Consider the following 15,329-nt stretch of genomic DNA (forward strand, 5'->3'; position numbering starts at 1 on the left):
AGCACTATTTACTTGACGTAGAACAACAAATTTAATTGCCCTTGCAACGATTTTCCCTGGCTTCCAGCAAAGGACGGTTAGCCAGCAACTTGCGTAGCAGATACTTGAGGAACTGGATTTCTTCAGTAGCGAAACCGGTGAAGCCATGATCCAGCACTTCTGCATAGATAGGCGGCAGACGCGCTGCCATGGCTTTGCCAGTTTCAGTCAACTCCAGCTTGTAGAGACGCTTGTCATTTTCATCAGCAAAGCGGCGTATATAGCCCTTGACTTCAAGCTTGTCCAGCGTGCGCTTCATAGCAGCAGAGTCGATAAACATCTCACGCGCCAGATCAGCCGCCGTATTACACCTGCCCATGGCCAGCAGCAGGAAAACCCCGCCCTGTGCATGGGTCACGTCCAGATCACTGAGTGCTTCTTCTATGGCCCGCGACAACATGGTGCGCGCCCTGGCAATCAGGTAGCCCACGCTTTCCTCTACCTGGTTCGCATACAGCTCTGGTTGTTGATTTTCTGTACTCATCATCTTCATTAATCATTGACTAGTCAACAGTTTATACTAGTTTTTAAATTTTTGCAGAGCAACATGGAAAGTTTACTGCAGGCCTTATTCCAACATGCAAAAGCGTCAATAAGCGTCAAAACCCACTTGCAGCACAAACGATGCAGCGCGACTAATTAACAGCAAGATCAAACAGGGTTGGAAGGAAAAACCAGGATTTAGGTAGCGATGAGCCATGCAAGAAGATTGCAGGCTATTCGCCTTTTAGAGCAGAAGTAAAAAAGGGGTGAGACGAAGGATGGGGTGGTGCGTGGACTCAGGATGATTTTGTTGAGACAAGACCTGCATTGCTTGAAGGCCCAAATACATCCCTACGTGCATAGATCATTTCAATGGCTCATTTCCTGTGACGGCCCAGGTAGATATGCAAACATAAGACGAACGGCAAAGCCAGGCCTAAGCCCCAATGTGCCACAGACCAATAAGGGCGCAGGGTTTCGCTGGCGAAGTAATACAGGGCATAGCCAGTCAGTGCCAGCCAGACCAGTGTCAGCAGCATGCTCCAGCCGCTGTTGCGGTTGCGTTGCGCGCGGTAGGCACGGCGCATATGCTGGAACAGCAAACCACCCATCAGAAAACTCAGCGGGATGATGAGAGCGCCATGCGCTTGCATAGCCCAGTGTTCCAGTGGATGTATGCTTTCACCATATTCGCCTGTCACGCGCAAGAAGTAGCGCGCCAGCAACCAGGCCAGGCCACTGACAAACAGGGCGGCGACCAGGCCATACAGCGCATACTTGTGCCAGGCTTCCAGCTTGAATTGCTGAGTGGTGGCAGATGCCAGGGGGCGATGGTGCAGGCTATGTTTATTGGTGCGCATGATGGGCAGGCAGGAAAAGCCGGCAGGCAATGTGACAAAATCAGATTATAAAAGCTTCTGCCTCGTACAGGCTCAAACATCGGTGTTGGGTATCACCGCTGGCAGCGACCACCTTGGTCAGGGCATCAGCCCACAGACAAGTCGGGGCAATGACGGTATAGCTATGCTGGTCAACGATGGCATTGCCGGTGTGTGGATGCAATAAGGCGCTGCGCATCTTGCCTGCGGTGTCCTGGCGGGAAAAATAACTGGCCGAAGTCGCCATGGCTTGCCCGGCCAGTTGCACCTTCATGGCCATGCTGTGCGGTTGGTGCGGATCACGCACCAGCACCGTTTGCGCCTGCCCCAGGACCCGCAAATCACCGCCCGCATTGACACAGGCATGCTGCACACCACATGTCTGCAAGGCAGCGATGGCGCAATCAACAGCATAACCCTTGGCGATACCACCCAGGTCCAGCCAGTCGTCACCATGCTTTTCTACTTGTGTTGCCGAGGGCAGGCTATACATCTGATTGCTCTGGCTGCTCTGGCTGCTCTGGCTGCTCTGGCTGCTCTGGCTGCTCTGGCTGCTCTGGCTGCTCTGGTTGCTCTGGCTGCTCTGGCTGCTCTGGCTGCTCTGGTTGCTCTGGCTGCTCTGGCTGCTCTGGCTGCTCTGGTTGCTCTGGTTGCTCTGGCTGCTCTGGTTGCTTGCATCAGCCGCAAGCATTGCTGGCGCAGGCAGGTAATCCCATGCCACCAGTTGCCTGGCGATGCGGATATCAAACAAGCCTTCTGATTGTTGATGCAAATCCCTGGCGGCGGCCAGCACGTTCGCAGTATGCGCATGAATGTCTAACAGCGTACCAGGATTTGCCCGGTTATAGCGACTGATATCGCTATCAGCATCATGGAAACTCATGAGACGATGAATTTCATGGATGGCGGCGAAGCCAGCCTGGAAAGCTGCCTGGCTATGCGCCTCATCCAGTTCATCGCTGATGCTGATTTCTACCAGCGTCCCCAGTGCAGGCTGGGCACGGCGTTTCATTTCTTGAGAGTGACCTGGGCAATCGCGGCGATGCGGCGCACGCCCTCAGTGACATGGGTACAGGACAAGGTAGCGCCACTGATATTGGCTATGCCTTCGCCTATTGCCAGCCCACTGGCAGCAGTCTTGCCGGTGAATTGCTTGCGCCAGTTGGCATTGCGGATTTCAAAACCATGGCTTTCGCGGTAGGCCAAAATCTCGACCTGGCGCACACTGGCATCTACCTGCAGGCCCACGGCATAAGAGATCAGTTCAAACTTGCCGATGACTTCATCAAAGATGATATGGCCTAGCAATTTATCATCCTTGTAGGCAGCGACAGCACGCCAGGCGACTGAGCGCGCTGGTAAGCCAGACAGTTTTTCCACCTGTTTCATTTGTGCAGCATCAAGTTGCAGCGGCACAGGCTTGAAGCTGCTGGCTTCTGGAAATATCGCTGCCTGGGCCTGCTCCGTGGTCAGGTATTGCGTGGCAAATGCACTGCCACTGAAACCGGCAAGGGCAATCAAAGACAAAGGAGCAAGCTTGGACATAAATTTATTTCAGAACGCACATCAGAATGAATAACCAGCACCGAGATTAAAACGATCACGGCTGCTGTCTTGTTTGAATTTCTGGTAATCAGCCTTCAATACCACGCCTTCACCTATCTTGAAGCTGGCACCTATGGTCGTTACTTTTTCATCCGGGCTGGCAGCAACGCCCAGACCCAGAGGAACGAAAGCATAAGACTTGGCAGTATTGAACTGCTCATAGCGCAAGAACGGTGTCAGGCTGTAGTCTTCATTTTTCCACAATTGATAAGCACCTTGCAGATACCAGCCAGCAAAGGCAGATGGTACAGGATTCGGCTGCCCAACAAAAGTCAGGTTCAAGTCGCCAGTGTTACTGATGCTGCCGCGCGCATACAACGCTGTCAGATCCAGCTTGCCGGGGTTATAACGAGCATGCAAATCCCACAGCGTGAGTCTGGCATCATTGGCGGCGAAGTCCGTCGTTGCATGACCAACCTTGCCAGAGAAGACCGAGCCACCCAGCAACAAGCCAGGCACACCGCGCCAGTTGACAGCAGCATGCATGCTGAGATCACGGGATTTGGCAAACTGACCTTCCTGGTGGATAGCACCCAGAGGTGATTCACGGCCATCGCCAGAATTGGCATCCCACTTGGTGAGGTTAAAGCCTGTGGTCAAGCCCAGATCCCAGCTCAGGCCATTGTCATGTGAGCCAGACAAACCCAGACCCACTTCACGCCAGGTCGAAGGAATGATCGCGGTTTCTACAAAATTGCGATGCACGCCATAATACGCCGTAGGTTCATGGCTGGTATTGAGCAAACCGGCTGGTATCAGGAATAAACCAGCCTTGGCAGACAAACCTGGTTTGATTTCATGTTCCACATACAGTTGCTCAACTTCTGTTTCACCATCATCACCCTTGGAAGCAATCGCATGCTCCCATTCAAACTCGGCCACCATCTTGGTTTTTTCATTGAAGCGATGCGTAATACCAATGACCGCGCGGCCTACGTCAGCTTGCGCCTGGTTGCTGGCTTCACGTGGGCGGGTGTAATTGATCTCACCATAGCTGCTGATGACGGTTTGTTGCATTGCTTTGCGCAAGCTGTCGTTATTGACATCTGTAGTCTGGGCTGATGCCAGTGGGGCAATGGCAGCAGGTGTTGCCGACTGCGCTTTGGCAGCATTGCTGATCATGACTTCCTGCTTTTGCTCAACCACTTCTGTCTTCTTGCGTGTGCTTGCCAGCTCTGCCTTGATGGCTTCCAGCTCTGCTGCCAGTTTTTCTATTTTTTGCAGCAATTCAGCCTCGCCTGCATGGGCAGGGGCGACAAATATGCCAGAGATCAGTGCTGCAGATACGGCTTTGACGAAGAATGTTTTTTTCATGATGGGTTTCCAGTTTTTTTAAATTATTAAGTAGTGATGATCAGCTTCATGCATCAAGGCTTGTAACCATCATTGAGTGTCGCCAGGAACTTGACGACATCATCCACTTCATCCGACGATAGCGCCGCGGCCATGCCGCGTTGGCGGTTATAGGGGACTTCTTTGACGTTCACATTGCTGACATACAGGGAGGGCAAGTCATTGAACTTGATGACATTGCCATCTGCGCCTAGTGGAAACCACTCTTCAGGATTGGTATCGCGACGCACATAAAAATTCACTGCATCACGCAGGCTCTTGAATTTGCCATTGTGGAAAAACACCTTACGGGTTGCCACATTGCGCAGGGTTGGCACCTTAAAAGCACCGCACAGGTCGCTACGTGTTGCCAAGTCGGCGCGGTCAGGGCCACATAGTCCAAAATCAAAATAGGCCGGGTCGGCGGTAGCCGGAATATCAGTGTTGCGGGGAACTCCCAGGTTATCAAAAGTAAAGTCCGTGAACAAAGGAGAAGCTCCGTTAGCACCCTTACTGCTGGCATGGCAAGCCGCGCAATTGCCTTTGACAGGATTATTGAACAGCGCCAGACCACGCAACTCGGCATCACTCAACTTGGCACGGCCAGCCAGGAATTGATCGTATTTGGAATCATAAGGATGGAAGTCACTATCTTCTTTTTGGTACTGCTGCAGCGAAAACAAGATGCGCTCAAAAGCAGTATCGGCATTATCAAAGATCGTCACGCCAAATGCCGTCTTGAATTCATTCACATAACCGGTTCTTTGCAGTTTGGCGACGACATCGGCACGGTCTTTGTTGGCCATTTCATGCGCTGCCAGGAAAGGCGTTTCTGCCTGTTGCGCCAGGGTATTAGCCTTGCCATCGCGGGTAAAACCACCGGTAGGTGTACCATCAGCCGCGAAGAAGAAAGATGGATTTAACTCCAGGTAGCGCAAAGACGGCACGGCGCGGGTGCCTGGTACATCGAGGTTGGGCCCGCCCAGTTGCACGGCCAGGTCGTTCTTGGGCGCGTGGGCATTGTCCGCATCATGGCAAGTCGCGCAAGACATCTTGCCAGAGGCTGACAGACTTACATCCTTGAAGATTTTCTCGCCCAATTGCGCTGCGGCGCTCATGCCCGCATCAGGCACGGCTGGCGTACCGCCGGCACTACTGCTGCCCCCGCCACTATTACTACTACTGCCACCACCACAGGCAGCCAGGCTGAGTACCAGTCCGGCAAGCATCATGCTGGGTATTTTTTGAGAAAAAACGCGTACTGCGATCGTCCGTTGAAGGACATCAAAAGTGAATGACATCATTGAATCCGTGAGTTCGCCCAGGAAGGGCTGATATAAATGCAAATGAGAATGATTGCCATTATATCGCGTTGATCTGGTTCGGGACAAGCAGGTGTTGTCAAATAGCATAATTTGTTACAAATAAGCAAAGACTTGATGAAGCTCAAAGCTTTTACCAGCCGCTGCCACTAGCGGCTTCATCTCAGGCAACTTGCTACTATTTCCCAACATGAAGCAGCATGCGCATTTGCATACAGCATCATTTCTCACAAATAGTTAAAAAATCATATCTAATTGCTAATGCGTTCTATAATCCATTATGGATTTTGCATTTTTCCGAAAACCAGCAATTCCCAGCACTGCTTTGCAGCACCAGCAAATGATGGAAGGACTTGTTTCATGACCACGATGACTGCTATCAATACCGGCCTTCCTGAGCCGACTCCCAAGAAATTCCCGATTACCACACTGGCGGTTGGCTTCGTTATCCTGGTTTGCACCTCCTTGATACTGCTACAGATCTGGGTTACCTGGAGAGCCCGTGAAGTACAACTGGCAGAGACCGAGAGAGCCTCTTCCAATCTGGCCCGTGCGGTAGGTCAACATGCCTATGACACCATAAAAGGGGCGGATACTGTTCTGGTTGGCCTGGTGGAAAGACTGGAAGTCGACGGCGCTACCGAGATCAATCTGTCACGCCTGCACTCTTTACTGGTGAAACGAGTAGAAGAATTACCACAACTGCACGGCCTGTTTGTGTATGACCAATACGGCAACTGGCTGGTGAATTCACAGCCTTCGCTTAAAAGAAACGGCAATAATTCAGAGCGCGAATACTTCATGTTTCACCGCGACCATACTGATCGCGACGCACACATAGGGCCACCGATCAAAAGTAAGTCCACCAATGAATGGGTGATTACCGTTTCGCGGCGCATTAACAAGCGAGATGGCAGTTTTGGCGGCGTCGTGCTGGCCACGATACAAATGGACTATTTCAAAAAATTTTACGAGCAATTTGACATAGGCGACACCGGTGCCATTTTTGTTGCTCTCGCCAATGGCACAGTCTTGCTGAGACGGCCTTTTGAAGAGGGTTCTCTAGGCAGGAATATTTCTCAACTCCCTCTGTTTCGCGACTATCTGCCAAATGCCAAAGTGGCTACTGCGACCTTCACTTCAGGCCAGGATGGCATCACCCGCATCAATAGCTACCGGCAACTGGACAGTTATCCGCTAGTGGTTTCGGCGGCTCTTTCCAAAGAAGAAGTCCTGGCTGACTGGAAATCAAATGCCATTATCCATGCCATAGGGGTAGCTTGCCTGGTGTCTGGTCTGGCCCTGATAGGTTCACGGCTGATCAGACAGATAAGCTTGCGGGTACAGGCTGAAGCCGAATTACTCAAAACCCGTAACTCACTGGAGCAATTGAATCACACCCTGGAAAAACTGGCCATGCAAGATGGCCTCACCGGCCTGGCTAACCGGCGTCAGTTTGATATCGCCTTGAAAGATGAGTTCAGCCGCGCCATGCGCAACGCCAGTTCATTGGCACTCATCATGATCGATGTAGACTGCTTCAAGCAATATAACGATATCTATGGTCATGCGGCAGGTGATGAATGCCTGCGCGCCATCAGCAAGGTAGTGGCCGATGGCAAGCACCGGCCAGGTGATCTGAGCGCCCGTTACGGCGGTGAAGAAATGGTCATCCTGTTACCTGGTACTGACGTAGCCGGTGCCATGAAAGTCGCTGAAAATATACGGCAAGCCATCTACCATCTGGAACTCAAGCACACGGGCAATAGCAGCGGTGTCGTCACTGTCAGCGCGGGTATAGATGCATTTGTACCAGTACGCGAAAACAACCGGCCGCTGGAATTGATAGAGGCCGCCGACAAGGCACTGTATTGTGCAAAATCACAAGGACGCAATTGCGTACGCGTCAGTAATGGGCATGATGCATAAGTTTGCATGGGTTGACCAACCAGAAAGATACCAAGTGTAAGCCTGGTTGTTAAATCAAACCATCTGCCGTATGGTTGTGGCATTGTCCATTCCACGCCATGAACCATGAAGCCATTCCGCCATATCACTCTACTTGCTGCCGGCCTGTTTGCCCTCACTAGCGGAGCTGCGGGAGCCGCTGATCTGGCTTATAAGAAATTGTCAGCCTCTGAATATGAATTGCGGCTGACCAGTGATGTCAGCTTAACGGTAGAGCAGGCGCAAGTCATGATGTCTGATCCTTCATCAACCCTGTGCGCAGGCAAAATACCGCAATATGGCAAATACAAATTTGCGGCCAGCGAAACCCTGGGTGGACAAAAGACCACGGACAAAAGCCCAGTGTTCGATATGGTGCAAATGCTGAGCTGCGTCGCCGACATACCTGAACGCCCGAAAGCCGTGGCCGCCATCAAACTCGATAGCGACCAGGAACTCAAGCTCAAGGTAGAAGGTAAAAAGCTGAGCAATGCCTATATGTCAGCCATAGAAAATGGCTACTATGAAACGGCCTATGACATGCTCAGCCCCAGCATGAAAAACCTCCAGACCCTGCCTGAATGGCAAGCCAGGGTCATCGCCTACCAGGCGCAAACCGGCAAATTACTGGCAAGCGACTTGTGGCGTATCACGGTCTATGAAAACCCGGCAAACTCCCCCCAGCCCGGCACCTATATCGCGGTTGATTATGAAACCAAAAACAGCATCGCCCCCATCACCTGCGGCTACCTGATCTGGTTTTTGCCTGCTGGCAGTAAAAACCACTTCAACCTCATGCGCGAAGAATATGGCCATATCCCGGAAAATATCTATAAATCCACCGCCGCAAACGACATGGGGAAATTGCGCAAGCAGATGGGGTGCAAGGGGTGACGGTATTCCGACTACACTGACTGCAAAAAAATAGCCTCCAGATGGAGGCTATTTATCTATCTGATGCCATATCAGATTTCAAGCATGTACAGTTACAATGCTATCCACTAAACGACATCAGGCAGTTTCCACAAAAGCCTTCAAACTACCCAGCGCCACTTCCCATTGCTGGCCTATGATGTCCAGCGTGCGTCTGGCTTCGGCGATCTGACCGGGTTCCAGTTGCCATAGCCGTTCACGCCCCAGTTTGATATCGCGCACCACACCGGCTTGCGCCAGTACCTGCAAATGCTTGGTTACCCCCTGGCGGCTGATGTCGGTATTGGCTGTCAGCTGTGCAATCGAAAACGCGCCGCCCACGCACAAGGCCGCCACCAGCTTCAGGCGTACAGGGTCACCCAGGGCAGCAAACACATTTGCCATGGTATCACTGGCCTGTATCAAGGCAGACATGCCCGCCCCCTGCTGCGAAGATTCAGCCACCCCGGATGTCGGCTTTGACTCAGGCTTCGGCATGGCGGGCGATGTTACGGAGCTGGGCTTCCCAGCCATTGTTATTCATACGGAAGGCTTCCAGGCGACGGCCTGGCGGCACCTTGTCAAAGCCTGCCTCCACCACCGTCAGCAAGGTGCCATTGCCAGGGACATCGCTCAGGCTAAAGGTCACCGTCGTCGGTTCTTCACTATCGTAGTCCACCGCCGGGTCCATGGGATAAGGATGCCAGCGATAAGCAAACACATCTTGCGGTTCAATGCGCTCTACCACCACATCAAACTGGATATGCTCAAAGCCCTTATGGATAATCGGCCCCATGGTGCGCTGGCCTACCGTAAAACTTTGTCCTTTCAGGTTAGCACCAAACCAGGTGCCAAATTCTTCGGCAGTGGTCAGCGCGCGCCACACGCGTTCACGCGGGGCATTGATCATGACTTGACGTTCTATGCGGTCGGTTTCTGTCGTGCTACTCATAGCATTCACTCCTGAATTTTTTCGTTGATTAAAATCATTAATACAGATTTTTGATGCGCGTGCCATCTCAATGGTGGCATGCAGCCTGAACCATGCAAGGCTCAGGCAGCCGCCACTGTCAGCAGTTCAAACGGCGTTCCCTTTCCTGTCTCCAGCAATTGCTGCAAGCTGGCCAGGTAATAACGCCAGCCATCATTGCACATGGCATAGCACTCCAGCTCAGGCACCAGGCCGACATGCTCAAAGTCCAGCCGCGTGCGCCCTGCTCCAACCTGCGTCAAACGGAAGACCAGACGCGTGCCCAGCCATTCATCCTTGCGCACCAGCCTGTCGACGGCGATATGTGCCTCAACACATAACCAGCGCACCTCACGCCCCGGCTCCAGCCTTTCGACCAGCATGCTCTTATGATGCGGCCCAAACCTGAAATGACTGCTGCCACCCAGCGCCACCGCCACATCGCAATCCTGCGTCCACCATCCCCGTAAACCCTCAGGGGTGGCAAGCGCTGCATACACAGTCGCAGGATCAGCCCCGATCACGAGGCTTTGCTGATAATGACTCATAGAATCCCCTTTTCACGATTAAGCAACCAAACGGTTGCAAATGCATGATAGAAGAGGAGTCCAATAAATGCAACCATAAAGTTGCATTTATTAAAAAGCATCAACTACACTAGCAATTGAAATCTTGATGGCAGGCGGAAAGTTTTTTTATCTGACAAGGTGAGGCAAGGCCGCCGCGCTTAAATGGGCGGCCTTGACTCACCAAGTTCCCAGGTAGAAGCGGCTTCAGCCGCGAACAAGCCGCACAAGGAACTCAGTGACACGGCCCTTGCCGCGCATATTCGCGGCTAAAGCCGCTCCTACATGGCGCTAAGGCCGGCAACCCAGCTTGGCCAGCTCTACCCGGCGGTTGCGTGCACGGCCAATGTCCGTGCTGTTATCAGCCACGGGGCGAGATTTGCCATAGCCTATGGAAGTCAGGCGCGCAGCATCTATGCCATGCTGCACCAGCCAGTTGCGCACACTGGCGGCACGGGCATCGGACAGCTTGAGGTTATAGTCGTCGCCACCGACATTATCGGTATGCCCCTCAACCTCGGCCTTGATGCTGGCATCAGTCTTGAGCAAGCTGGCAACCTTGCCCAGCACGCTATCTGACTCAGGCTTGAGCGTGGCCTTGTTGAAATCAAAGAACACACCATACAGCGGCACATGGCAATCCTTGGCGAAGGCACTGCCCAGATCAGTCTTGCCCACGTCAGTGGTACTGATGGTCAGTGAAGCAGTAAATTCATAGTTCAGGCGCGCCCAGATGTCACGCCCATCTTGCGTATAGTGCGCCACCAGCATGCCATAGTCGCGCACTGCAGCCGCACTGGCAGGGAAGATCACCGTCCAGCCATTCTTGATCAAAGCCTCGCGATACTCACCAATGAACTGCAGCTTGGAGAGGGTAGTCGGCCCCTGGTAATTGCGTGTCTCCACAGCCTGCCCCACCAACTGCGCCTCCTGGCTTTTGCCTGGTTCAGCCACATCCATAGGCCCATCCCCACGCCCCTCGCCTATGCGTTTGGAACCAGGCCAGGGCAGCAGATAAGGAATATCATCCTTGACGCCAAACTTTTCAGGCTGCTTGCCAGGCTTGGGAACGCTGAACGCAGCACCCGCATCGGCAGACTCTATCAACTCCACCCACACCTGCGCCTGCGGCGCATCCATCTTCACCTCAGCCCAGGCCTGCTTGCCACCAGCCTGATAACGCATGGTCCAGCGCGCCTTGTTATCATCTGCGCGCACAGTCTGCCAGCCGCTCTTGCTCAATGTCGCCTGCATGGCCGTATAGATGCGCGCCTCACTGCCATTGTAATAACCCAGCGCAGGCTCACCCGCAGCAGGCTTATAAGTCATCCAGCGCGCAAAGCGCTTGCCTTTGAACAGCTTGCTGGTGCCCGCAGCATCCACCACGAACTCAGCCTCCGCCACATTCTCCACCTGCAAGGCCTGATCCGTGTTCAACACGATTTGCGGCGGTAGTTTCAGATAATCAGGAAAACCCAGATCAGCCCAGGCGGGTGATGCGTGCAGGCAGGCAATGACTAACAGCAAGATGGGGAACTTGAAAAACTTTGGCATAAGATTTCTAGGTGATTGAGGGTGATGGCTGATTTATATTAACCTGATGGGGAAGTGTTGATCAAGGTGTGTGGTTGAGTGCAAGCTTTGAGGTACAGGCATAAAACTCCAGATAAAACACAATGCTGCACAGCCAGCAGGGTCATTTGCAACGGCAAGACAAATGGAAAATGTAAATTTCACAATACCAGGCTCAATAATAATTTGAATTTGCTCGCACTGGCTTTCATGCAATTTGAAATATACGCCAATGGCGTATATTTTGAAGATAAAATACCGATGTATTGAAGGGGTGTCGATGGTTTTTATAGAAACTACGATTTTCACCAGTCAGTTGAAAGGCTTGTTGACTGACGAGGAATACCGGCAATTACAAAACGAACTGGTAGAAAATCCCGAATCTGGCAGCCTGATTAGCGGCGGTGGCGGAATTCGAAAGATACGTGTCAATTACGGCAGTAAAGGTAAAAGCGGCGGAGCAAGAGCAATTTACTATTTCAAATCAGCAGATGATCAAATCTACATGCTGGTGATCTACCCCAAATCAGTGAAAGACAACTTATCCGCCGGGGAAAAAGCATACTCAAAGATTTGGCAAAATCATTGTAAGCAGTAAATGCAAGGAGTTAAAAATGGACAAAGAATTATTCGCAAACCTGGTTGCAAGTCTTACAGAAGCAGGTAAGATCGCTAAAGGCGAGGCCAAACCTGCTCGTACTACGACATTGAATAAATCTGGCAAGACGAACAAAGTCCAGGCAAAACCAGGAAACAAATCAGCCACTACACCAGCAATTCAGCATGCAAAAATCGATGCCAGACAAGTACGCGAGAAAACCGGTTTGTCACAAAGCGATTTTGCGATTGTCATGAACGTGAGTATCAAGACCCTGCAAAACTGGGAACAACACAGACGCGAGCCAACTGGTGCGGCAGATTCGCTACTCAGAGTATTTGCTGCTGCACCAGAGTTGGTTTTGAAGGCTTTGCATCATCCGTGACTGTTTTTTGCACGCGTGGTTAAGTCATGAATGATAAATTCAATTGAATATTGTGAAAACTATCTCTTGTTTGAGGTATTTACAGTAAATTTACATGCGTGCGATTAAGTTGAGCTTGCAAGGTTATAAGTAACGATTTCTGAGAAACTAGAGAGCTTCGAGGTAGAGAGACAAAGTCGCGCATCTTCAATTTTAGTTGACAGACCCAACTAGAACTAACTGTATCTACACAGGCTATATCTAGAAAATGCTATATAAACAATGTTAATATGCTACTATTCTCAGAACTTACCTTGAAAGTAACTCAGAATGACGACAGCAAGAAGCGTCTCTTTTAGATCTCACCTACAGTCAAACGTGCTGGATTTAATGCGCGAAGTAAATTGGGACTGTTCTCGCACCTCTAAGTTAGTTACAGGAGTAGTGTCTCGACTTGCAGCATACACTGAAGAAGGAGTTTCAATGACTCCGACTGTGTTTATCTGCAATTCTATTTCGGAACTTTTGCAGCACGCTGGAATGGGGGAGCATGTTCCTCTGTCTACAAGTATTCCACTAGATGACAATTCGGCTTCAAAACTTCTTAAGGCTGCCGCACCACTTTGTCGAGACAACTGGCGAATTTACGTTGAACGCTTAGATGATGGAACGAAATACTGTTTTGGTGTGTTTTGCGGCAGCAGCGATCCCGCGTCTCTTTCAGTAGATGAGGTAATTTTTAATGACACCACGACTGAATTTCCAATTGTTAAGATTGCTCAAAGCGCTATTAACAAAGTAGAAGTGCGCACAAGTGCTGGCAAGAGAGTTGAATTCCGATTTAACGATGATGTAGATGTAAATGAACTGAACAATCAAGCACATATTCAAGGGCTTGCAAAAGCTATATCGAATGGTGCAGGAACTCAGAGTGAATTATTTTCAGGTTTCGTAGAACGATTATTGACCTCTGCTATCAAGAACAGTCATGGGACGCTAATAGCTGTGCTTCCATGCGGAATCAATGCGCTCCCCAACTCTCTGCAGGATGTCGTCCCATTAATGCCACCAGTAAACTTGTATGAGCGCTTTGCGCGACATATAGAAGAAGGAAAGACAGCAACATCCGTAGGCCGCCTACAGACTGCTGTAGAGCTAGTATCTGGTTTTATTTGCAGTGACGGAATTACAATTTTCAACGGGTCAGGTAATGTTTTAGGATATCGTGCATTCATAAGAAGTGACGCTACAAACACACCGTCGGCAGGAGGTGCACGTAGTCGAGCTTACGCTTCAATGTGTAGCCTTATCGGCAGCAATTTAGATGCCGTATTTTTTAGATCACAAGATGGAGGAACTCAATTTCTCCAACGAACCATGGACAGCACCAATGAATAACTCTGTCGTCGTTTGGAAAGAGCCTACCGGCACTATCGTACCGAAATCTGCCGACAATGCTCCAGCGATTGCTAACGTCGCTAAGAATTTGAGTTCGAGAGACCAAAAGCAAATCATCACAGCCTTTCAGTCCGAAGCATTCGAAATGATGGCTGGGTTCGTTTTAAATAAAGCGTTGTCACAATTAAAGCGAGCACTTGCTTCTTTAGGAATGGCATTCGTGGGCGAAATGTTGGGACGTGCAGATCTAAACGAAGACTCTGTTCCTACTGTTAGTATTTCTGACTATGAAGCTATCACGCTCGCTCGCGAACTTGGGCTTATCAACCAAACCGACGCAACTCGTTTAACTCAACATCTAGAACTATTGGCGCATTTTGATAGTCTTAACATTGAAGATGCAGAGACTCAAGAAATGACAAGGGAAGAAGCTCTTTCTTTTCTTAGAACTTGTGTGAATGCTGTACTTGGGCGAGAAGGGGACATAGCTCCAGCCGAGTTTGTTTCTTTCCGAGCGGAACTTCAAGGTAGAACCTTTAAGGAAAATGATCCTGAAGTTATCACTCTCCAGGTTGCCCCTTATTTTTTTAAAAAAACCACATTGAGTATTTTACTAGCTGGCATAAAGACAAAATCAGGAGCACAATTCGAACACACACTTGGAAATATCGTCGTACTTGTCCCCGCTCTATGGAAAACGCTGCGTGACGCAGAGAAATGGTCTATCGGTCAATCATACGCGGAAGCTGTCAATGCGGCCATCTCCCCTGCGGTTTTAGCGCTTAAAAAGGCACTTACTGGTGTTCGAGGATTTGATTATGTACCCGAGTCGTTACGCTCCCAAACATTTGCGGCAGCAGCTGCAAATGTTATTAGCGTACACACTGCAATGAACAATTTCTATAATGAGCCCGCAGCTATATCAGCTCTTGCAAAATTGGGGACAACAATTCCATGGCCAGCATTCCCCATTAGTATGTCAGCAGTATTAGCTGTTCAATTAGGCAATAAATATGGAACATCTCATGCAGCTTTATCTGAAGCAGCCAGTTTACTTGACAGACTAACAAACAATCAATGGGAATATTATCTTAATGAATGCCTCCTCGGTGATGAACTAATTCTACAAAAACTTTGCTGGTACGAGGGGCCTCAAAACAGATGGTTTTCACTGGTGGAAACATATCAGTTGGCAACAAAAACAATAAAGCAAAAAACTATAGATATTTTAATCAAAGCAAGTATTACCAAAAACAATGCTACTTTGACCACAGCCGCTAGGCAGCTTTTAAATGAACTGACTACAAAATAATTACTTCTGCAGATACTGCTACAGCAATCGT

At 50.4% G+C, this 15,329-nt stretch carries 16 protein-coding genes; 6 read left to right on the top strand and 10 right to left on the bottom strand.

Translation table 11 applies throughout. The annotated features are described in order from the left end of the window. Positions 1-31: 31 nt before the first annotated feature. The 6 genes from ACO0LF_RS13930 to ACO0LF_RS13955 all read right to left on the bottom strand — a co-directional run bounded on the left by ACO0LF_RS13930 (position 32) and on the right by ACO0LF_RS13955 (position 5,569). A complete protein-coding gene (locus ACO0LF_RS13930; RefSeq protein ID WP_423014858.1) occupies positions 32-526 on the bottom strand; it encodes a MarR family winged helix-turn-helix transcriptional regulator in 495 nt (164 codons plus the stop codon). A gap of 373 nt (positions 527-899) precedes the next feature. After that, positions 900-1,382: a DUF4405 domain-containing protein gene (locus ACO0LF_RS13935; RefSeq protein WP_423014860.1), complete on the bottom strand. Its 483-nt coding sequence runs from the start codon at positions 1,380-1,382 to the stop codon at positions 900-902. 40 nt (positions 1,383-1,422) lie between these two features. Continuing rightward, positions 1,423-2,412 (bottom strand): FAD:protein FMN transferase, encoded by a 990-nt coding sequence (locus tag ACO0LF_RS13940; RefSeq protein ID WP_423014862.1) that lies wholly within the window; start codon positions 2,410-2,412, stop codon positions 1,423-1,425. Then, positions 2,409-2,945, bottom strand: a complete 537-nt coding sequence (locus tag ACO0LF_RS13945; RefSeq protein ID WP_423014864.1) for an FMN-binding protein — start codon at positions 2,943-2,945, stop codon at positions 2,409-2,411. Before ACO0LF_RS13945 ends, ACO0LF_RS13940 begins: the two co-directional genes overlap by 4 nt. Positions 2,946-2,966: 21 nt before the next feature. Further along, complete coding sequence (locus ACO0LF_RS13950) at positions 2,967-4,319, bottom strand: hypothetical protein (RefSeq protein WP_423014866.1); 1,353 nt, start codon at positions 4,317-4,319, stop codon at positions 2,967-2,969. A gap of 53 nt (positions 4,320-4,372) precedes the next feature. Continuing rightward, positions 4,373-5,569, bottom strand: coding sequence for a cytochrome-c peroxidase (locus ACO0LF_RS13955; protein WP_423014868.1), 1,197 nt, complete (start codon positions 5,567-5,569; stop codon positions 4,373-4,375). Positions 5,570-6,019: 450 nt separating this feature from the next. On the opposite strand from ACO0LF_RS13955, the gene ACO0LF_RS13960 reads away from it, so the two are divergent. Both ACO0LF_RS13960 and ACO0LF_RS13965 read left to right on the top strand, forming a co-directional pair. After that, entirely contained in the window at positions 6,020-7,588 is a 1,569-nt protein-coding gene (locus ACO0LF_RS13960) for a sensor domain-containing diguanylate cyclase (protein ID WP_423014870.1), read from the top strand. A 105-nt stretch (positions 7,589-7,693) separates the two neighbouring features. Continuing rightward, positions 7,694-8,500 carry a DUF4019 domain-containing protein gene (locus ACO0LF_RS13965; RefSeq protein WP_423014872.1) on the top strand — a complete coding sequence of 269 codons (807 nt, stop codon included), beginning with the start codon at positions 7,694-7,696 and terminating at the stop codon, positions 8,498-8,500. 117 nt (positions 8,501-8,617) lie between these two features. On the opposite strand, the gene ACO0LF_RS13970 is transcribed toward ACO0LF_RS13965, so the two are convergent. The 4 genes from ACO0LF_RS13970 to ACO0LF_RS13985 form a co-directional block, all read right to left on the bottom strand. Next, positions 8,618-8,953 carry an ArsR/SmtB family transcription factor gene (locus tag ACO0LF_RS13970; protein WP_423014874.1) on the bottom strand — a complete coding sequence of 112 codons (336 nt, stop codon included), beginning with the start codon at positions 8,951-8,953 and terminating at the stop codon, positions 8,618-8,620. 49 nt (positions 8,954-9,002) lie between these two features. After that, the gene (locus ACO0LF_RS13975; RefSeq protein WP_423014876.1) at positions 9,003-9,470 is read right to left on the bottom strand and encodes an SRPBCC family protein; all 468 of its coding nucleotides are present in this window, start codon (positions 9,468-9,470) and stop codon (positions 9,003-9,005) included. A 101-nt stretch (positions 9,471-9,571) separates the two neighbouring features. Then, positions 9,572-10,036 carry an SRPBCC family protein gene (locus ACO0LF_RS13980; RefSeq protein WP_423014878.1) on the bottom strand — a complete coding sequence of 155 codons (465 nt, stop codon included), beginning with the start codon at positions 10,034-10,036 and terminating at the stop codon, positions 9,572-9,574. A 309-nt stretch (positions 10,037-10,345) separates the two neighbouring features. After that, the gene (locus ACO0LF_RS13985; protein ID WP_423014880.1) at positions 10,346-11,608 is read right to left on the bottom strand and encodes an OmpA family protein; all 1,263 of its coding nucleotides are present in this window, start codon (positions 11,606-11,608) and stop codon (positions 10,346-10,348) included. Positions 11,609-11,906: 298 nt separating this feature from the next. On the opposite strand from ACO0LF_RS13985, the gene ACO0LF_RS13990 reads away from it, so the two are divergent. The 4 genes from ACO0LF_RS13990 to ACO0LF_RS14005 all read left to right on the top strand — a co-directional run bounded on the left by ACO0LF_RS13990 (position 11,907) and on the right by ACO0LF_RS14005 (position 15,298). Then, on the top strand, positions 11,907-12,224 hold the full coding sequence (locus ACO0LF_RS13990; protein ID WP_423014882.1) for a type II toxin-antitoxin system RelE/ParE family toxin: 318 nt from the start codon (positions 11,907-11,909) through the stop codon (positions 12,222-12,224). 16 nt (positions 12,225-12,240) lie between these two features. Then, the gene (locus ACO0LF_RS13995; protein ID WP_423014884.1) at positions 12,241-12,609 is read left to right on the top strand and encodes a helix-turn-helix domain-containing protein; all 369 of its coding nucleotides are present in this window, start codon (positions 12,241-12,243) and stop codon (positions 12,607-12,609) included. A gap of 462 nt (positions 12,610-13,071) precedes the next feature. Then, complete coding sequence (locus ACO0LF_RS14000) at positions 13,072-13,986, top strand: hypothetical protein (RefSeq protein ID WP_423014886.1); 915 nt, start codon at positions 13,072-13,074, stop codon at positions 13,984-13,986. Continuing rightward, the gene (locus ACO0LF_RS14005; protein ID WP_423014888.1) at positions 13,979-15,298 is read left to right on the top strand and encodes a hypothetical protein; all 1,320 of its coding nucleotides are present in this window, start codon (positions 13,979-13,981) and stop codon (positions 15,296-15,298) included. The genes ACO0LF_RS14000 and ACO0LF_RS14005 overlap by 8 nt, the downstream gene beginning before the upstream one ends. Positions 15,299-15,329 lie beyond the last annotated feature (31 nt).

The organism is Undibacterium sp. Di27W (genome assembly GCF_049340345.1).
Classification (GTDB): Bacteria; Pseudomonadota; Gammaproteobacteria; order Burkholderiales; family Burkholderiaceae_D; genus Undibacterium.